This is a genomic window from Chloroflexus sp. (assembly GCF_049970315.1).
Classification (GTDB): domain Bacteria; phylum Chloroflexota; class Chloroflexia; order Chloroflexales; family Chloroflexaceae; genus Chloroflexus.
Genome location: NZ_JBMFNE010000018.1, coordinates 39,695 through 58,977, shown reverse-complemented (window position 1 = coordinate 58,977; position 19,283 = coordinate 39,695). Strand labels below are relative to the sequence as shown.

The 19,283-nt window shown below is 55.3% G+C and carries 17 protein-coding genes; 11 read left to right on the top strand and 6 right to left on the bottom strand.

Annotated features, from left to right (window positions below; translation table 11 throughout):
* Positions 1–486: 486 nt before the first annotated feature.
* Positions 487–2,250, top strand: coding sequence for a 5'-nucleotidase C-terminal domain-containing protein (locus tag ACP5OT_RS12780; protein WP_424676820.1), 1,764 nt, complete (start codon positions 487–489; stop codon positions 2,248–2,250).
* Between the two features lie 239 nt (positions 2,251–2,489).
* On the opposite strand, the gene fabG is transcribed toward ACP5OT_RS12780, so the two are convergent.
* The 3 genes from fabG to ACP5OT_RS12765 form a co-directional block, all read right to left on the bottom strand.
* Positions 2,490–3,230, bottom strand: coding sequence for a 3-oxoacyl-ACP reductase FabG (fabG, locus tag ACP5OT_RS12775; protein WP_424677229.1), 741 nt, complete (start codon positions 3,228–3,230; stop codon positions 2,490–2,492).
* 132 nt (positions 3,231–3,362) lie between these two features.
* Positions 3,363–4,469, bottom strand: a complete 1,107-nt coding sequence (locus ACP5OT_RS12770) for a PHA/PHB synthase family protein (protein WP_424677230.1) — start codon at positions 4,467–4,469, stop codon at positions 3,363–3,365.
* Between the two features lie 12 nt (positions 4,470–4,481).
* Positions 4,482–4,961, bottom strand: a complete 480-nt coding sequence (locus ACP5OT_RS12765) for a hypothetical protein (protein ID WP_424677231.1) — start codon at positions 4,959–4,961, stop codon at positions 4,482–4,484.
* Between the two features lie 173 nt (positions 4,962–5,134).
* Here ACP5OT_RS12765 and ACP5OT_RS12760 point away from each other — a divergent pair, with 173 nt between their 5' ends.
* Genes ACP5OT_RS12760 through ACP5OT_RS12745 form a run of 4 tightly spaced genes read left to right on the top strand, consistent with a single transcriptional unit; the run spans position 5,135 to position 7,559 of the window.
* Positions 5,135–5,446 (top strand): autorepressor SdpR family transcription factor, encoded by a 312-nt coding sequence (locus ACP5OT_RS12760; RefSeq protein WP_424677232.1) that lies wholly within the window; start codon positions 5,135–5,137, stop codon positions 5,444–5,446.
* Positions 5,439–6,083 carry an SdpI family protein gene (locus tag ACP5OT_RS12755; protein WP_424677233.1) on the top strand — a complete coding sequence of 215 codons (645 nt, stop codon included), beginning with the start codon at positions 5,439–5,441 and terminating at the stop codon, positions 6,081–6,083. The genes ACP5OT_RS12760 and ACP5OT_RS12755 overlap by 8 nt, the downstream gene beginning before the upstream one ends.
* A gap of 18 nt (positions 6,084–6,101) precedes the next feature.
* Positions 6,102–7,043, top strand: coding sequence for a CPBP family intramembrane glutamic endopeptidase (locus ACP5OT_RS12750; protein WP_424677234.1), 942 nt, complete (start codon positions 6,102–6,104; stop codon positions 7,041–7,043).
* Between the two features lie 36 nt (positions 7,044–7,079).
* Positions 7,080–7,559, top strand: a complete 480-nt coding sequence (locus tag ACP5OT_RS12745) for a protealysin inhibitor emfourin (protein ID WP_424677235.1) — start codon at positions 7,080–7,082, stop codon at positions 7,557–7,559.
* 113 nt (positions 7,560–7,672) lie between these two features.
* On the opposite strand, the gene ACP5OT_RS12740 is transcribed toward ACP5OT_RS12745, so the two are convergent.
* Positions 7,673–8,686, bottom strand: coding sequence for a mechanosensitive ion channel family protein (locus ACP5OT_RS12740; protein WP_424677236.1), 1,014 nt, complete (start codon positions 8,684–8,686; stop codon positions 7,673–7,675).
* Between the two features lie 118 nt (positions 8,687–8,804).
* On the opposite strand from ACP5OT_RS12740, the gene ACP5OT_RS12735 reads away from it, so the two are divergent.
* The 6 genes from ACP5OT_RS12735 to ACP5OT_RS12710 all read left to right on the top strand — a co-directional run bounded on the left by ACP5OT_RS12735 (position 8,805) and on the right by ACP5OT_RS12710 (position 17,287).
* Positions 8,805–10,043: a DUF445 domain-containing protein gene (locus ACP5OT_RS12735; RefSeq protein ID WP_424677237.1), complete on the top strand. Its 1,239-nt coding sequence runs from the start codon at positions 8,805–8,807 to the stop codon at positions 10,041–10,043.
* Positions 10,044–10,077: 34 nt separating this feature from the next.
* Positions 10,078–11,346: a cystathionine gamma-synthase family protein gene (locus tag ACP5OT_RS12730; RefSeq protein ID WP_424677238.1), complete on the top strand. Its 1,269-nt coding sequence runs from the start codon at positions 10,078–10,080 to the stop codon at positions 11,344–11,346.
* Positions 11,347–11,537: 191 nt separating this feature from the next.
* The gene (locus tag ACP5OT_RS12725; RefSeq protein ID WP_424677239.1) at positions 11,538–12,710 is read left to right on the top strand and encodes a PAS domain-containing protein; all 1,173 of its coding nucleotides are present in this window, start codon (positions 11,538–11,540) and stop codon (positions 12,708–12,710) included.
* 39 nt (positions 12,711–12,749) lie between these two features.
* The gene (locus tag ACP5OT_RS12720) at positions 12,750–13,031 is read left to right on the top strand and encodes a circadian clock KaiB family protein (protein ID WP_424677240.1); all 282 of its coding nucleotides are present in this window, start codon (positions 12,750–12,752) and stop codon (positions 13,029–13,031) included.
* 40 nt (positions 13,032–13,071) lie between these two features.
* Positions 13,072–14,616 carry a circadian clock protein KaiC gene (gene kaiC, locus ACP5OT_RS12715; protein WP_424677241.1) on the top strand — a complete coding sequence of 515 codons (1,545 nt, stop codon included), beginning with the start codon at positions 13,072–13,074 and terminating at the stop codon, positions 14,614–14,616.
* Between the two features lie 139 nt (positions 14,617–14,755).
* Positions 14,756–17,287, top strand: coding sequence for a sensor domain-containing protein (locus ACP5OT_RS12710; protein WP_424677242.1), 2,532 nt, complete (start codon positions 14,756–14,758; stop codon positions 17,285–17,287).
* Positions 17,288–17,316: 29 nt separating this feature from the next.
* On the opposite strand, the gene ACP5OT_RS12705 is transcribed toward ACP5OT_RS12710, so the two are convergent.
* Positions 17,317–18,117 (bottom strand): SDR family NAD(P)-dependent oxidoreductase, encoded by an 801-nt coding sequence (locus tag ACP5OT_RS12705; RefSeq protein WP_424677243.1) that lies wholly within the window; start codon positions 18,115–18,117, stop codon positions 17,317–17,319.
* A 28-nt stretch (positions 18,118–18,145) separates the two neighbouring features.
* Positions 18,146–19,270, bottom strand: coding sequence for an ArsA-related P-loop ATPase (locus ACP5OT_RS12700; RefSeq protein WP_428132310.1), 1,125 nt, complete (start codon positions 19,268–19,270; stop codon positions 18,146–18,148).
* Between the last annotated feature and the right edge of the window lie 13 nt (positions 19,271–19,283).

Genomic DNA, 19,283 nt, shown 5'->3' with positions numbered 1-19,283 from the left:
GCACCTCTTCGATGGCGCCGATCAGCGCGGGCGTTAGTTCAGTGCGGGGTATACATTGCTCCTTATCGAGTCAGTGTTGTCGGGGTCACTGATATTATACCTTATGCTGGCGGGCACCCAAGGGCACCCACGAGGGGTCCCCAACAGGCACCTATGACACGACATAATTGGAACGATGGCGCTCTCTTTGCTGCGAGCGTCTAACTCCCGCCGTCCAAATGTATGTTCATCATCGCAATGAGATGCAGTTGTATCAAGAAACGATTAAGAGCGATTGAATAATCGTTTAAGTGCTTCAGAATGGGTAGAAACGCTCCTTGATTCACTTGCCAAAATGTCGTATCTACGGTACTATGCGCATGCCCATACCAGCATAAATGTCGGTTTGTACCTCGCGGTCTGTGTGTTCTCTGTTAACCGACACCGTGACGATTGGCGGTGTAGCGAGCGTTGGTTGTTCGTGACTTGAAATGGAGACCATACCTTATGGAGAAGATCTCACGTCGGCGGTTTCTCAAAGGGACGGTTGCTCTCGGTGCTGGCGCATTGCTTTCGATCTACAGTGATGGCAGCTTCCGGCTAGCGTTGGCGCAGGAAAACCCTGCGTTTCGCATGCGGATTCTGCACACGAATGATCACCATGCCCGGATTGAACCGGTGTTCAGTGGTAACAATCCGGTTCACGGCGGTGTCTCGCGCCGTAAAGCATTAATTGACAAGATCCGTCGCGAGACGGCAATGCCGACCTTACTGGTTGATGCCGGTGATGTATTCCAAGGGACGCTCTACTTCAACCAATACAACGGCATGGCCGATCTCGAGTTCTATAACGCAATTGGCTATGAGGCGATGGCCGTCGGCAATCACGAATTTGACAAGGGGCCGCAGGCGCTGGTTGACTTCATCACGCGGGCCAAATTCCCAGTGTTGAGCGCGAATATTGCGGTTGCCGCCGGCAATCCGCTGGCCGGCTTAATCAAGCCGCGCACGATTATCGAAAAAGATGGCCGGAAGATCGGCATCTTCAGCCTCACCCCAGAAGACACCGGCGTGCTCTCGAACGCCGGCTCCGGCATTAGCTTCACATCGGCGATTGAAGCGGCGCGGCAGCAGGTTGCTGCGCTGAAGGCGGAAGGTGTCTTCACGATCATCGCTCTGACCCACGTCGGTATTAATGTTGATCGCCAGATTGCACGCGAAGTTGGTGGGATGAGTCTGATTATCGGCGGTCACTCGCACACCCCGATGGGGCCGATGAACAATGTACGTACACCGCCGTACCCCGAACTCATCGCTGGGCCGGATGGTAAGCCGGTGGTAGTTGTGACCGACTGGGAGTGGGGTCGCTGGTTAGGTGACATCACCGTGGCCTTCAACGCTGCCGGTACGGTGATCGATTTGCAGGGTAATCCAACCGAAATCTTACCGTCGCTACCGGCAGATCAAGGGTTCGAGAATCGGATTGCCGTGTTCCGTGGCCCTCTCGATCAGTTGCGTGCCCGCGTGGTTGGCGCAACCGCAGTTGATCTCGATGGTAACCGAACCAACATCCGCTCACGCGAGACCAATCTGGGTAATCTAGTGGCCGAGGCGATGCTGGCGAAGGCACGTAATTCAGGAGCCACTATTGCCATTACCAATGGTGGCGGTATCCGAGCGTCGATCCCTGCCGGTCCGGTAACTGTCGGCCAGATTTTAGAGGTCTTGCCGTTCGGTAATACGCTGGCGCTCGTAACACTCACCGGGGCACAGATCATCGAAGCGCTTAACAATGGCGTAAGCCAGGTTGAGAGCGGCGCCGGTCGGTTCCCGCAAGTGGCCGGGCTGCGCTTCACCTACGATCCGTCGCTACCTGCGACGAGTCGGGTAACCAGCGTAACCGTCGATGGTAAACCGATTGACCCGAACGCCGACTATGTTGTTGTGACCAACAACTTTATGCTGACCGGCGGCGACGGCTACAGCGTCTTTACCCGCGGGCGCAATCAGGTTGACACCGGCTTCATTTTGGCCGATGTGGTAGAGGAATACATTGCGGCCAATTCACCGGTCAATCCGGCGGTTGATGGGCGCATTGCTATCGGTGCAGCACCGGCAACGACACCGGCGCAGCCAGAGACGCCGACGCAGCCGGTGCCGGCAACGCTGCCTAACACAGGTGGCGAGCTCGCACCGTTAGCATGGCTGGCCGGCTTGGGTGTGGCGGCGTTGGCAGGTGGTGCAGCGCTGCAACGTAGTGAGAGGGAGTAAGAGGTACTACCGAGGACACCCACAAGGGGTGCCCCAACACGGGCACGGGCACCCACGAGGGGGTAGCCACAAGGGGGTAGCCACAAGGGGGGCAGCCACAAGGGGGGCAGCCACAAGGGGGGGCAGCCACAAGGGGGGGCAGCCACAAGGGGGGCACCCACAAGGGGTGCCCCAACGGGCACTCACGAGGGGGGCACCCACAAGGGGGCCCCAACGGGCACTCACGAGGGGTGGCCGTACTACAGATCTAAGCCTCCATCAACCGGCAACACCTCACCGGTGATAAAACCTGACTCGTCGGAGGCGAGGAAGAGGTAAGCATATGCTACATCTTCGGGCGTGGCCAGCCGGCGGAGCGGTGTGCGACCCTTAAACTCATCGAGCACCTTTTCGGGCACATGCGCGATCATATCAGTCTGGGTAAAGCCGGGAGCCACCGCGTTTACTCGGATACCACTTGGTCCGAACTCGCGCGCCCACGTCTTTGTCATCCCGATCACGCCGGCCTTCGAGGCGACATAATTGGTCTGGCCGAAATTACCGTTGAAAGCGACGATCGAGGCGGCGTTAATGATCGAGCCTTTGCCCTTTTCGAGCATAATCGGCGCGACATACTTGGTGCAGAGCCAAACGCCCTTCAGATTGACATTAATCACCGCGTCGAACTGCTCTTCGGTCATCTTGACCATACGAGCATCGCGGGTGATACCGGCGTTGTTCACGAGAATATCAACGGTACCGGCCCATTCGACAACTCCCTTGACCATCGCCTCCACCGAAGCTGCTTGCCCGACATTCACTACAAAGGCCTTCGCCTGTCCGCCAGCCTCAAGAATCGCGTTAGCAGTCGCTGTGGCTGCTTCCTCGTTAATATCGGCGACGGCAACTTTCGCTCCCTCTTTGCCGAACAGGAGCGCCGTGGCACGGCCAATGCCCTGCCCACCGCCGGTTACGATAGCAACTTTTCCGCTCAGGCGCATACCGTTCTCCTTCTGGTTTTTCAAGCGCCAAAAATGCTGGCTGCGACGAAATTGAGAAAACAAAGAGCCCTAGCATCGTCGTTAGCAGACAACGACGATGCCAAACAGTGTCTGACTGACGTGACGGGAATGCTAGTTGCTACGCTCGCTCAGCCATGATTCGATCTGAGGCCATGCTCGCTTGCTGGCACCACTACCGACCATAATGCCGATATGACCACCTTTCAGTTCGATCAGCTTCTTATCCTTACTTCCGACGCGATCCATCACCGAGCGCGACTGGCAGTTGGGGACGATATGGTCCTTGTCGGCGATCACATTGAGCAAGTTTGCCTTGATATTGGCAAGATCAACGACGCGCCCTTCCATCATGAGCTTATTTTCCATCAGCCGATTTTCGCGGAAGAACTCAACGACCCATTGGCGGAACGCAGCGCCGGGAAAATCAACATTATCGGTCACCCATGTATTCATGGCAAGCCATGCCTCGACCACAGCCGGGTTATCGAGGTTATCCCACAGCTTCAAGTAGGTGCCGATATAATTCTCGACCGGCTTCAGCATCTTATTGCCGTATTCGATGATAGCGGCGGGCACATTCCCGAACTGGCGCACCAGTTCATCGACGTTGTAGTACTCGGTATTGAGCCAGCGGCTGAAGGTACTCCCCTCTTTGTCGCTAAAATCGATTGGCGCAGTCAGCAAAATCAGGTTACGCAGCCCATCATCGGGGCGCATCGCTGCATAAATGGTGACGATTGTCGCTCCGATGCACCAACCCAACATGCTAAACTCGTTCTTGCCGCTGTGACGCTTCATAGCCCGGATTGCACGGGGCAAAAACTTCAGCGAGAAGTCCTCAAAATCGTAATGTGCATCTTCCGGGCCGGGGGTACCCCAGTCGAGCAGATAGACTTCGTAGCCATGCTTAAGCATGAACTCGACGAAGCTGTTACCGGGACGCAAGTCGAAGATATATGGCCGGTTGATCAGCGCGAAGACCAAAAGCAGTGGGATCGGTTTGCGCTGCTCCGGCGGCACCTGCGGATAGTAGTGGTACAGGCGCATCTTATTCAGCGCCCAAATCTGCTCTTTTGGCGTCTGACCGACCGCGACTTTGATACGATTGGTCGCAATCCGGGCAGCCATATCGCTGCTCTTCGTGGTGCGCTCAATCTCCTTCAGCAACTGCTCGGTCATCCGATCGAAATCGATCGGTGCAGCATCTGCACTAGTCATGGCAAAACACTCCTACTCTTTATCTTCAGTCGTCGTCTTGCGGTTACGAGCAGTCGGACGGGCAGCCGCGATGGCGGTCAATTGCTCTTCAATTGCGGTGAGTTTTTCACCGATCATGCTCACATCGGTCGGTGTCATTGGACCAGCAGCGGCCAAGGCTCGGACCATATCGGTCAACTCATCGAGTTGGGCTTGCATATCATCAAGCCGAAACTCGATGTTGGTGAGCCGGCTGGCTAATGAGATTACCTCATTGCGCGAAGGCATCTGGGCTTGGGCCAGATACCGTTCCATGTACTGTTGTACTGCTTGCTGAATTGGGCCAGAGACGGCGAGAAGGGCATCGAGTTGGGCGCCTATTGCTTGTGAGAAGGTCTCGGTATTGACCATTGCGGTGAGGCTCTTGGCCCATGCGTCGAGGCTGGCGTCACGCCATGCCCGCCACGTCCCAATCGGGTCATTTGGGTCGAAGCCATTCGGTGGCTGTGTCATTGCCAATCTCCTTTGATGGCGCGCCATCAAGGCGCGTAAATGCGCGGTTCTGTGCGTAGGGTAGTCAACGTAGTTACAGCATGGTTACATATAGTATACATTCCTCTTGACATGATGCAGTGAAGCTATCTATACTAAGGGTTGAGAGTATTTAGAAGATTGGCTAACTATCTATGGAACAAGCTATCACCCGCACGCTTCACGCCTTGTCGGATCCGACCCGGCGAGCGATTCTCCAGATGCTGAACGAGCGCGACATGACAGCGGGCGAAATTGCGGCACGATTTGCGATCTCGGCGCCGAGCGTATCGCACCATCTCAGCGTGCTCAAGGCGGCGGATCTGGTGACTGCCGAGCGGCATGGCCAACATATGATCTATCGCCTGAATACAACCGTGTTGCAAGAGGTGTTGACTCTGTTGATGGACCTGTTCAAGGTTGGCGCAGATGCCGATACACAACGAAAGGAGGGCGGCCATGCGTAATCTGCGGTTCATGATTGTCATCACGGCGCTGATGTGGGTGTTTGGCGCAGTGATGCTACCCTTCATCCCCGATCCGGCGCCAATTCACTGGAATGCAGCCGGTGAAATTGATGGCTATGGCAGCCGGTGGTTTGTGGCCTTCTTTCCACCGGCGATCGCTACGCTCATGGCCGCACTCGCGCCGATCTTGCCGCGGATCGATCCGCACGGGCAGGGGTATGTCGCCTTTGCGCGCACATACGCGCTGATTATGAATAGCCTCATCATCTTTTTTGCTGTGATTCATGTCATCACCGTTGGTGGAGCGGTCGCTTGGCCGATCAGCGTCCCGCGGCTGATCAGCATTGGGGCGGCGCTGCTGATTGCGGTCTTAGGAAACGAGTTAGGCCGGGTGACGCCAAACTATTTTGTCGGCATTCGCACCCCGTGGACGCTGGCCGATCCGGAGGTGTGGCGGATCACGCACCGGGTCGGTGCGCGCTTGTTCGTGGCCGGCGGCTTGGCGTCGGCGCTGGTCAGCCTGTTCGTGCCGGAAGATTGGCTGTTTGCGACCAGTTTTCCGTTGATCATTGTGCCGGCGTTGGCGACCATCCCGTATTCGTACATTGTGTGGCGGCGGCTGCACCGGGCCGGCTAGCCGCGAAAGGAAACACTGATGGCTGCGCTGAATTGGCGTGGGTTAGGTTGGTTTGTTGGTTTAAGTGTGGGCTTGGCGTGGTTGTGCTGCGCGCCATTGTGGCTGAGCGAGGCCGGTCTGGCCGATCCGCTGGCGTTGCCGCTGATGCTGGCGATGATGGTCACGCCGGCATTGGCGACGTTGATCGTAACCCGCTGGATTAGCCCGCCGCCGGGAGGAATCGTGAAAGCGACCGGGTTGGGGATCGGCAAAGGCCGGCGCTGGGGCTGGTACTGGCTGTTTGCGTGGACGGTACCCGGACTCATGATGGTCGTTTCACCGTTTGTCAGCGCATTGTTCGGCGTCTACGATCTCGATTTGTCATTGTCTGGATTTCGCGCCCTGCTCAACGCAGCGGGTGCGGGTGAGGCGCTAACCAATATTTCGTTATGGCCGATCGTGATCGCGCAACTAGGGGTGGCATTGGTCGCCGGGCCATTGCTCAACGCGGCACCAGTGTTTGGCGAAGAATGGGGCTGGCGGGGGTATCTCTTGCCGCAGTTGTTGCCGCTCGGCCAATGGCCGGCGTTGATCATCAGCGGCGTGATTTGGGGCTTGTGGCACGCGCCAATCATCCTGCTCGGCTACAACTACCCGACTAATCCGGCGCTTGGCGTGGTGATGATGACGGCGTTCTGCGTGTTGGTAGGCATCATACTGGGGTGGACGAGGCTGGCGACAGGAAGCGTCTGGCCGGCGGTGATCGGGCATGGCAGCATCAATGCCTTTGGTGGCGCAATTGCGCTGTTTACCCGCGAAGGGGCGACAGTTGACACGATCTGGGCGACGGCGCTGGGCATCACCGGTTGGCCGTTGTGGGTGGTCATCATTGTGGCGCTTGTTTTGACCCATCGGTTGCCGGTTGCCGATCCACCGGATCGAGCTTTGCAAGGAGTGATGACGGTCAAACCGACGTATTAACATCATTGTACGTTGCGCAAAGAAGGTCGATCTGCAATGATCAAGTTTTATCGTTATATGCAGCGTAGATTCTTACGTCTGCGTCTCATCCCGTTTGTTGTTCTTTTGTACAGCATTGTGTTCGTTGCTGCTTGTAGTTCTGGTTCACCCTCTCACAAGCTGCTCGTCTTCGAGTGCAGTGGAGGATTTGCCGGGTTTGATGATCGGTTAACGGTCGATCTGGAAACAGGGAACGTTCGTCTCCAGCGGGGGAAAACGGTGATGACCGCAACACTCAGCACTGCGCAACGTAACAGATTGCAGACAATCATCGCTGCCCTGAATGGAGAACGTCTCGCAACAACACCTGTCCCTACGTCACCCTGTTGCGATCGGTTGAACTATCTCATTCAGATCGATACTGTAGTTATGCGCTTCACCGACGCCAATGTTCCTACCGAGTGCCGGTCATTGCTTGAAGTATTGAACGCGATCATTTCGGATATCACCTCACATCGTTCGTTACCGTTGTCTTAGCACAGAGAGGGAGCGTATGCGACGGCGCGATGATGGTCACAGGTTGCTCTACTCCGTGCGGTAGATCGTCGCCTGGTGTCGGGTGGGTTGGCAGATACATGCCGGCCCGCCCGTTATGTTTCTGCGAACAACCGTACCATGTGGGTAGGCGTAGCGATCCCCTCGTGGTGAAGACGGGTGTGTAATCGTTTAATGAACTCGTGGCGCAGGAGAAACTGATCGGTAAAACTTTGTCCACGTAAGACGACGGTGAAGCGGATGCCGGTAGCGTCGATCGTGTTAAAGCGCACCAGCGGCTCAAACGTGGCGACTCCACCGGTCGTCGTGGTTAACACCTCACGAGCCACCTCCAAAGCAATAGCTTCGGTACGCTCCAGATCGGCCTCTGCACTCACAGCAACATCAACCAGCACCGCTAGCTCCGGTTCAGGGCGGCTAAAATTCGTCACGATCTGTGTAATCATCTGTGCGTTAGGAATAATGATGATGTTGTTAGCGAGCTGACGAATGTACGTGTCGGACCAGCGAATATCGGTGACAAATCCCTCTTCACCGGAAGCGAGCCGAATGTAATCACCGGGCTTGACCCGGTTCGAGACGATGATCTGTACGCCGGCGAAAAAGTTTGCTAACGGTTCTCGTAAGGCAAGGGTCAGACCAAGGCTCGAACCGGCAATAACGGTGAGCACCGGGCTAAGCGGCACACCATAGCTTATTAAGAGGGTGCCACCGACCGCAAGTGCGCCTAACCCGCGTAGCAGATTCTGGATGAGCGAAATGTTACCGATTTGGCGATGACGAAGGTACGAGTCGACCAGATTCGTGATCAAACGCACGATCAAGATTGTGATCGCCATTATCCCGGCGAGATCGAGAAGAGGCTGGATGGCGGTGATGGTCGACTCGGCGAGGAAGTGGTTGGCAACTTGTTGGAAGATCAGAAACAAGGTCCAGAAGGTGAATTGTCCGCCGAGTGCGATGGCAATGGCTTCGATAACGATCCGGTTACGAGCGTCGGCCCACCGTTGGATACGCCGTCGGACGATCCAGTCAACGGTAATGCTGATGACAAGGGCAATACCGACGAGAATGACAGGTGCAAAGCCATTGATTTCGTTAGTAATCATACGGTTATCATATCATAGTTGCAGGATGTGATCGGTCGAGCGCAGGCGTTAGCGGTGAGTGAATAACAGCTTCTATAATACATTGCATGTCTCTCCGCTCTGATGCAAGGAAACCGGTATGGAGGATCAACAACGTTTGCGAGATCTGCGCCGGATGCAACTACTAGCGACCGGTCTCTTAGTTATGGCGGGCATGCTCTTTGTGGGTTCCAGTATCTGGCGTGATGCTATGCCGTGGATACCGTATGTCCGTGCCTTTGCCGAAGCGGCGATGGTCGGTGCATTTGCAGACTGGTTTGCGGTTACGGCGCTCTTTCGTCATCCGCTAGGCATACCGATCCCGCATACGGCAATCATTCCAGCCCGCAAAACACGCATTGCGGTGAGTTTTGGTCGTTTTATCGAGACGAACTTTCTCGATCCCGATCAGATTACCGAGCGCATCTGTCGCCACGACCCGGCGACTCGCCTTGCGCATTGGTTGCGGAACCCCAAACGGGGTGAACAGGTAGCCGATCTCGCTGCGGAGGCGGTGAGTGGCGTGTTGCGGGTGGTGAACGATGAGGATGTGAGTCAGGCGCTGGCGAACGGTTTGAGCCGTTGGTTAGAAACGATTCCGGTGGCACCGTTGCTCGGACGTTTATTAGGCGTATTGCTGGCCGGTGGGCATCAGCGCGATGTGCTCATGCAGATTGTGAGTTTATTAGCTGAGGTCATAGCGAGCAACGAAGTAGAAATCCGGCGTCGTATCGCCGGTGAGTTGCCGGTGTGGGTCCCGCGGATCGTCGACCAACGCATCTACGAACGGTTATTGGAGGGTGTACAGCGTTTGTTACGCGAATTGCGTGAAGATCCTGATCATCCGCTCTACCAGCAATTTACCGCGCTGATCGATCGTTGGATCGTTAATCTGCAATTTGATCCGCAGATTCAGCAACAAGGCGAAGCGTTGAAGCGCGAAGTGTTGGTGCATCCACTCCTTCGTGAATGGGTGGAGGCGAGTTGGCGTGATGTCAAACTGACGTTGCTCGAGCAAAGCGTGACGCCTGCCTCACCGTTGCGTCGTTCAATCGCGCCGGCCGTTACCCAATTTGCCGACATCCTTGAACGTGATCCTGAATGGCGGGCAAAAATCGAGCGGTGGCTCACTGCGGCAGTCGCAGCTTTGGTCCGACGTTACCGGCGGGCAATCGGTGAATTCGTGACTCAGATCATACATAGCTGGGATACGGCGGAAGTGACGCGCAAGATCGAATTACAATTTGGGCGCGATCTGCAATTTATCCGCATTAATGGTACCATTGTAGGGGGTTTAGTTGGTCTCATCATCTACAGTATTGCACAATTGCTACCGTAACCGAGCGATGGTGCTCATGCGCAGGGAGGCGTGTATGACCAAACAGAGCAAACAAACCACTATTGACGGCCATCGGCTGCATCCGGAAAGCCTGATGATGAGCTATGGCTATGTGCCAGCACTGTCAGAAGGCGCGATTAAGTGTCCGATTTTTCAAACATCAACGTTCGTCTTTCAGTCGGCAGAAGAGGGAAAAGCCTTTTTCGAGATTGCCTATGGTCTGCGCCTTCCCCACGAAGGAGAGGAGATTGGGCTGATCTATAGTCGACATAACAATCCCGATCTCGAAATACTGGAAGATCGACTAACGTTGTGGGATCAAGCTGAAGCGGCAGCAGTGTTCGCGAGCGGAATGGCAGCGATTACAACGACCCTGCTGACATTTCTGCGCCCCGGTGATGTGATTGTGCATAGCGAGCCAGTGTATGGCGGCACCGATTACCTGCTCAAACACATTTTGCCGGCCTTTGGTATCCGGCGGTACGGCTTTGTCTCAGGCGTTTCACCCGAACAGGTCGAGACTCAGCTCCGGCGGGCCGGGTTGTTTGACGCAGTGGGGATGATCTACCTCGAAACGCCGGCCAACCCGACCAATGCGCTGGTGGATATTGCTGGCTTCGCGGCGTTGGCGAAACGGGCGCCGCGCCGGGTGTTGACAGCGGTTGACAACACCTTCCTTGGCCCACTCTGGCAGCATCCATTGGCGCACGGCGCCGATCTGGTGCTCTATTCGGCGACCAAATACATCGGTGGGCATAGTGATGTGATTGCCGGTGTGTGTCTCGGTAGCCGCGAGCTGATCGCACAGGTCAAGGGTATGCGCACAATTATGGGCACGATGGCGGGCGCCCACACCGGCTGGCTGCTCTTGCGGTCGCTGGAAACGCTGAAGGTGCGGATGGAGGCGCAACAGGCCGGGGCACGGCGTGTAGCCGATTTTCTAGCCGGCCATCCCAAAGTGGCACGGGTCTATTATTTGGGTCATCTCGACAGTGATGATCCCCAATATCACATTTACCGGCGGCAGTGTTTGGGTCCGGGAGCGATGATTTCGTTCGATCTGCATGGGGGTGAAGCCGAAGCGTTTCGCTTTCTTAACCATCTGCAACTGATCCGTTTGGCGGTGAGTTTGGGAGGGACCGAGTCGTTGGCCGAGCATCCGGCAACCATGACCCATGCTGATGTCGACCCGGAAGAGCGGGTCGTGTTCGGGATCGGCCCGGCGATGATTCGATTATCGGTTGGGGTTGAGCATCCTGAAGATTTAATAGCCGATCTGAATCAAGCGCTACGTGTAGTCTGAAGTATAAAAAATTACGAATACAGTGATCATTTTCACAATGGCTGGCTTGACACAAATTGCAGATAGTTTCATCATGCTATTGCGGAATGTCAGCCGGCCATTGTACGAACGTTGGCAGTTTCGGCAGATAAACACGTTTGGGAATTGATAGCTTTGTATCGAATGAAAGCACGGAGGTAGGCGACATCGAGATGTTCTCACCCTCGACAGCCGAAGAAAACCTACGCGCAGTTGTTAGCCACGATGCTGATGGCGTGATCATTGTTGATCGGAGCGGTACAGTACGCTTCCTCAATCGGGCAGCCGAACAGTTGCTCAACCGTCACGGTGCAGAGTTACACGGGCAACTGTTTGGGTTCCCGCTCGTCCTTGGAGAACGCGCAGAAGTTGAAGTGTTACGTCCCAACGGTGATTTTGCTGTTGCTGAAATGCGGGTGCTGTCGATTGTTTGGGAGGGACAGGATGCGCTCTTGATCACGTTGCGTGATGTGACGTTCGAGCGACAGGCTGAAGCGGCATTGCGAGCTGCTGAAGCGTTCAGCATTGCCATTCTCAATTCCCTATCTAGTGAAATTGTGGTCCTCGATGAGCATAGTAAAATTGTGGCCGTGAATGATGCATGGATCGCGTTGGCGCGTCAGCATGGCTGTACCGACGTTACGGCAGTTGGGGTGGGCGTCGAATACGCAGCGGCCTGCGCAGCGATTGGGTTGAGTACTGCTGCTCCGGAGGTAGTTCAGGGTTTGCAGACGGTGCTTGCCGGTGAGCAAGCCGAGTTTACCTATGAGTATGCCGATACGGGAGCACAAGGTGAGCGTTGGTATGCCTTGCGGGCAGTGCCGTTGCGCGGTGAACAGCGCGGTTTAGTCGTGGCTCACCAAGATATTACAGCCCAACGCCGCGCGGCTCAAATGGCTGCTGAGGCAGCATTGCTGCGTGAGCAGGTCCGCCAAATGGAGCGCGAATTGATCAACGTTGAGGCAATGTCGCGTCCCGACGATCTGGTGCGTTCGCGGCTCGAACCGCTACGCCTACGGGCTCCCCATCTCTTCAACCAAGGTCTCGAACGGTATGGTGTGCTGCTGGAAGAAGCATTATCTAGTCGTATCCATCGCACATCGATGCCGTCATGGTCGGTGCGTATGTTGGGTGAATGGTTTGGTTCGGTTTGGGCGACACCACGCGATTTGATCGAGGTACATTTACAAGCAATGCGTGATCGGAGTCAGTACCACACACCGAAGAAATTGCAAGCCTATTTTGAAGAAGGTCGCCTCATATTGCTTGAATTGATGGGGCATTTGGCATCGTACTATCGCACGTTAGCCGCCGGTGACGTGGCGTCTCACGATCTAGAACGTTAGCGGTGGTGACAATCGTGCCTGCTGTCGGGATGATAGACTGTGAGTAAGATTGTTTTGCATCTTTATATCGCCGGTCAGACACCACGTGCCGAGCGAGCCATTCATACGCTCCGCCACATGATCGATCACGATTTGGCCGAGTATGAGTGTGAGTTGACGATCATTGATGTGCTTGCTGACCCTCAGCAAGCTGAGAATCAAAAGATTCTGGCTACACCAACCCTGATCAAAAGTTCACCACCACCATACCGGCGTGTGATCGGTGATCTGTCGAGTGTAGCCGATTTGCTCAATGTCTTAAACTTACCGCCACGAGCTTGAACCACGTTCGCCAATAGGCTTTTGATAAAGGAGAACACTGGTGTGCGCTGATCAGATTGAACGGCTCCCAACCGGTATTACCGGTTTTGATCATATCGCCAACGGTGGCTTACCGAAGGGCCGTACTACCCTCGTTTCGGGGACGGCAGGTAGCGCGAAGACCGTCTTCGCCGCGCAATTTTTGGCCGCCGGGATCAAACGTGGTGAGCCGGGAGTGTTTGTCACCTTTGAAGAGACACCTGAGGCGCTGCGACGCAACATGCTCGGTTTTGGCTGGGATATTGCCCGCTGGGAGGCAGAGGGTAAGTGGGCGTTTGTCGATGTGTCGCCACAACCCGAAGAAGAGCTGGTTGAACTGGGAGCGTATGATCTTGGGGCATTGCTGGCTCGGATCGAGCACGCGGTGTGTAGTATCGGTGCCGTGCGTTTATCGATGGATTCGCTCGGTGCGATTTTTACCCGCCTCAACGATTCGCGTGTGGTGCGGAATGAGCTATTCCGCATTGTGAGTACGCTGCGTCGTTTAGGGGTGACCGCCGTGCTCACCGCCGAACGCACGCAAGAATACGGTGAAATCGCTCGCTATGGCGTCGAGGAGTTTGTCTCGGATGATGTGGTGATCTTGCGGAACCTGCTTGAAGACGAGAAGCGTCGGCGCACGGTCGAGATTCTCAAGTTCCGCGGTACCTCGCATCAGAAGGGCAGTTTCCCCTTTACCGTCATCCCCGGCGAGGGTATTCACGTTATTCCGCTCTCGGCTATCGAGTTGAAGCAGCGCTCGTCAAGTGTCCGCACAACGTCGGGGAATGCCGAGCTTGATCGGATGTGCGGCGGCGGATTTTTCCGTGACTCGATTGTGTTGGTGAGCGGTGCAACCGGTACCGGTAAGACCTTGATGGCAACGACCTTTATGGCTGCCGGTGTCCGTCAGAATGAGCGCTCGCTGTTGTTTGCCTTTGAAGAGAGCCGCGATCAGCTCTTCCGTAATGCAATCGGTTGGGGGATTGACTTCGAGCAGATGGAGCGCGATGGGTTGCTGCGCGTTATTTGCAATTATCCTGAAGTGACCAGTCTGGAAGATCAACTGATCTTTATGAAGGCGGAGATCGATCGCTTCCGCCCGCAGCGCGTAGCCGTTGATAGCCTTTCGGCCCTCGAACGAGTCGCGACGATTAAAGGTTTCCGCGAGTTTGTGATTGGTCTGACCTCGTTTATCAAACATCAAGAGATGGCCGGTCTCTATACGGCGACTACGCCAACGTTGCTCGGTGGCTCGTCGATTACTGAGGCGCATATCTCTACCATCACCGACTCGATCATTCTGCTGCGCTATGTCGAGCTGTTCGGTGAAATGCGCCGTGGGATAACCGTGCTCAAGATGCGTGGTTCCAGCCATGACAAAGATATCCGTGAGTTTACGATAGATAGTCGTGGGATGCATATCGGGCGTCCATTCCGTAACATCTCTGGTATTCTGTCTGGTCAGTTTACCCATATTGCACCGAGTGAAATTGAGCGGCTGAGTGCCATGTTTCGAGATAGTGAAAGCGACAGTTCCAACAGTGAATCTTCTTCCTCAAGCTAATGCATGTTGCACGTTGTAGTACCGTATTGGTTGAGGAATATCCTGAACGATACCGGTCTTCTTATACCAGTGGTTCGGTACTGTTATCCCCATATCATCGAGATGATTATGAGTATGAACGGGCATAGGAGTTGATCCAGTGCAGGTTGATCAATCTGACTGCGAACAAGACGGTACTGTTGATCCAACACCGTATCCCGACCAACGCTCGTTACAAACAATTGTTGCCAATAATGTCAATGCGTTATTGGTACTGGATATGACCGGTACCGTCTTGTTCGCCAACGATGCTGCGCTGCGCTTGTTTGGTCGCCGTGCCGAGCAACTACAAGGTAGTTCGTTAGGTTTTCCCCTCCAACCTGACCTCACCGTTGATGTAGAGATTGTGCGTCCTGATCAATCGGTTGTTATTGTCGATCTGCGGGTTGAACCGATCGAGTGGTATGGTTTGCCGGCAATGCTGGCAGTGTTGCACGACATTACCGAGCGAAAACAGGCCGAGCAGTTGTTAATTGAGACCCAGCAGCTCCTTCATTCAGCACTCGATGCGCTGCCGTCGGCGATTGCAATTCTCGACCGCTACGGCAGGGTGTTGGCAGCGAATGTACGCTGGCTCCAGCTCGGTCCGTTACTAGGGGTTGATACGTTTGATTGTGCTGTCGGCGCTGCTTTCCTGGCGGCGTGCCAATTGGGTCGGGGACCGGCAGTTGTGATCGCTGCCGCGATTGAGCAACTGTTGGCGAGCGCGCAGGAACGATATGAGAGCGAGGTTGCTGCGGTCGATTCCACGCGACGTTGGTTGTCGGTGCGGGCGGTGCGGTTTGGTGCCGGTTCACGGGTGCGTGTAGTCATTGTGCTCGAAGATGTATCGGCGCGGCATCAGGCTGACCAGATTGCTCTGGTCCGTCGTCGGGTGCTCGAACTGATCGCACGTCAGTACGATTTGCGCACGATTGCGCGTGAGTTGTTACAGCTTATCGGTGAGCAGATGCCCGATCTGGTTTATGCGGCGTATGCGATACGCTCCGCAGGTGTTTTTGTGAGTTATCATCACGAGATTATGCATGACGATCAACCAAACCTTGATCGGTTGGCCGAGCAGATACTGACGATGTCACCGTACTCTCGTCAGCGGATCGCTGAGTTACCGCTCGATTCGCCGGTCGGGCAACGCATGCAGGAACTCATACAGCTCCATGTCGTGAATCGAGCTTGGATTGCGGTTGTCCGTACCAATCGCGATCAGGCGGATGGTTGGTTGTTGCTGTGCCGACGGAACGATACGCCGCTAACCACCGATGAGAAACAAGCTATCGATCAGATTGAGCAATTGACGATTATTGCGCTCGAACAGCATACTACGCTCCATAAATTGGCCTATCAGGCGCATCACGATGCACTCACCGGTTTACCCAACCGGTTGTTGTTTGAAGATCGTTTGCAACAAGCCATTGATCTAGCCCGCCGAAATAACTCATTGGTAGCCGTGCTGTTTATCGATCTCGACCGTTTCAAGCATGTCAATGACACGCTTGGTCATGCAATTGGTGATCTGCTCCTCATACAGGTTGCGCGTCGGTTTGAGTTATGCTTAAGAGCGACGGACACATTGGCCCGCCATGGAGGTGATGAGTTTTTATTGGTACTGCCCGAAATTACATCACCCCAACATGTTGCAACCGTTGCCCGCCGGTTGCACGAAGCACTCGATCACCCCTTTTTTATCAACGGCCACGAGATTTTCGTGAGTGCAAGTATTGGGGCGAGCCTTTACCCCATTGATGGAAGTGATGTGGTGTCGCTGCAACGGGCTGCTGATATCGCGATGTATCGGGCCAAGCATACCTTGCGGAACAGTTTTCAATTTTTTGATGCGACGATCACGAACACATTGCTCGAACAATTGCAGATCGAGACACTCTTGCGACGGGCAGTCGAGCGCAACGAGTTACTGTTGCATTACCAGCCTAAGGTTGATCGCAGTGGTAACATAGCCGGCTTTGAGGCGCTCTTGCGCTGGAATAGTGCCGAGCTGGGGATGGTCTCACCGGTGCGCTTTATTTCTGTGGCTGAGGAGACCGGTTTGATTATCCCGATTGGTATATGGGTACTAACTGAACTGGCTCGCCAGGTGCGTGAATGGCAACGACAAGGGTTGCCGCTCGTTCCGGTGGCGGCTAATGTGTCGGCGTTGCAATTTGCCCACGTCGATTTTGTCCGACAGGTGGCTGATATTTTGGCACAGGCCGCGCTACCCGCCGGCTGGCTCGAGTTAGAACTCACCGAAACGATGTTAATGGGACAGATCGAAGATCTACGCCGTCAATTGACGGAGTTGCGGCGATTAGGTGTAACGCTGGCAATTGATGACTTTGGTACCGGCTATTCATCGTTGTCTTATTTGCACCGCTTGCCGATCAACATCTTAAAGATTGACCGTTCGTTCGTAATGCGCCTTGATCAGCGCGATGCAACCGTTGAGCGTAGCATCATCGATGCCATTATCGCTTTGGGGCATCATCTTGGGATGCAGGTGGTCGCTGAAGGAGTTGAAACAGAAGGTCAGTTTCAGCTATTACTGTGCGCCGGTTGTGATCTGTTTCAGGGCTATTACATCGGGCAACCGTTACCGCCAGATGAGACGGTGGCATGGCTGCGGCGGAAGGTGTAACGTTCTGCCGCAGCCACACGCCGATGGATTTACGATCGGCGAACTGCGGCTTTCAACAGACGCCAGATTGCACGGTGGCGCGGCATCACTTCAAAAATCTGACCGTTTTTGCCCTCACGGACGATGCGCAGTGCTAATGCAGCCGTCTCTTCAGCAGTAGTACCAAAGATGCGTAACACCCGTGGTAGTTGCTTGATCGCTTCGCCGCCGGGGCCAACCGTCTCGAAGTGATTGATCATATCGGTTGGTACCATGCCCGGCGTCAGTACGTTGAATCGTAGGTAGGGGTGATCCTGGTAATCGCGGGCAAAGGCTTCGGTTAGACGAACAATCGCCGCTTTTGAGGTACTGTACGCCGAAAGAAAACGTTGGGCGCGTTTGGCACCGCCGCCTGAAAGATTGATGATCTGACCGTTGCGCTGTTTAATCATGTACGGCAATGCTGCCCGACAACCGTAGTACGTGCCGAGCAAATTGACCTGAATGACCCGTTCCCACGCTTCCGGCGGTACGTCGAGCGCATAGCCGAACGGTCCTGAAATCCCGGCGTTATTGACCCACAGATCGATCCGTCCCATGCGTTCAGCCGCGGTAGCAGCTAACGCTTCAACTGCTAAGCGATTGCTGACATCGCAGCGTACACCGCTGACCTTGAGACCGGCGGCCTGTAGCGCGTGTTCGGCCTCAGCCAGATTGGCAGCGTTGGCCGATGAGATAACGACCTCTGCCCCGGCGCGCGCGAGAGCTTCGGCAATTGCGCGCCCGATGCCGCGACTGCCCCCGGTGACAACAGCTTTCATTCTGCTCAGATCGGTGGTGTTGTGCGCCATGATTCCCTCATTTAACACAAAACGAGTACTACTCTCGTCGGCGAATAGTCAGTCGATCTCCCTCACGTACTGCACGGATCGGTACACCACGTAACGTTGTCGGGAGTAGTAAATGGCGTCGGTATGGACCAAGCGATACGATCAATTCGTCGCCGCTAACACTAATGCTGAGGTCTTCGCGGGCAACGCCGGGTAAATACAGGCTCATGAATGGATCGTGGATTGGACCGATCGTGATCGGTGGTGGGAGAGGGATAGGTGGGTGGAACAAGCTCTGCCCGATGGTAGCGAAATGTGCCACGCTACCAGGAGTCGCCAGCAGCGGTAAGTGGAAGAGTGGTACGTTCGGCCAACGCGCTGCTAGCGCTGCTAGTACCGTTTCTTGCTCGAGCACCGATGCAGCCAACCCATGCCCATCACTGACCGTCGGTAGTAATGGGCCGACAATCAAGGCATCGAAGGTAAGACCGAACAGTGGTAACGCCGGTGCATACACCGTTGCTGACCGCAAGCCGGCCTGATCGGGATGGATGACCAAACGTGCTCGTACCCGTGCCGAGTCGAGCGCAGCGTCGCGCAACTGCTCAAACCGCACCCGCGCCTCTTGCATCCGGCCAATCTGCTCGAATGGTAAGAGATTGGCCGGTAATGCAGCCCGTGCTAACGATTCGCTTGATTGACCGGGGCCACGGTCGAGACCAAACAGTTGCCGCACGATCCAGCGGAAGGTGTCAGGGACGGACAAGGCCCGCAAGAGGACATCGGGTGGGCCGGCGTCGACGCAGATGATTCGGTAGCCACGTTGGGCATAGGTTGCGAGTCGATAGACGGCCAAAAACAGCTCAAGGCCTGGTAGGAGTGGCAAATCGCTCCCGTCGATTGGGGGGCCGGGTATGTTGATCTGGGAACGGAGTTCGGCCCATGTAATACTCAAATCGGTCAGCGGATGAAACGTCCACAAATCGAGGTTGGCTGTGATATGCGTCGGTTCAGGAGCAAGTTGTGCTCCAATGAGCGTAGTGCAGGCATGAGTTGCCGTCAGACTGGCGAGCAGTGTCGGTTGATGTTGAGCAGCAGCGGCAGCCGTCGCTGTAGCCGCCGCCGCACTCGCTTCGCCGCTAAAAATGATGATCTGCGAGGTAGCAGGCCACATAGAGTTATCCGGT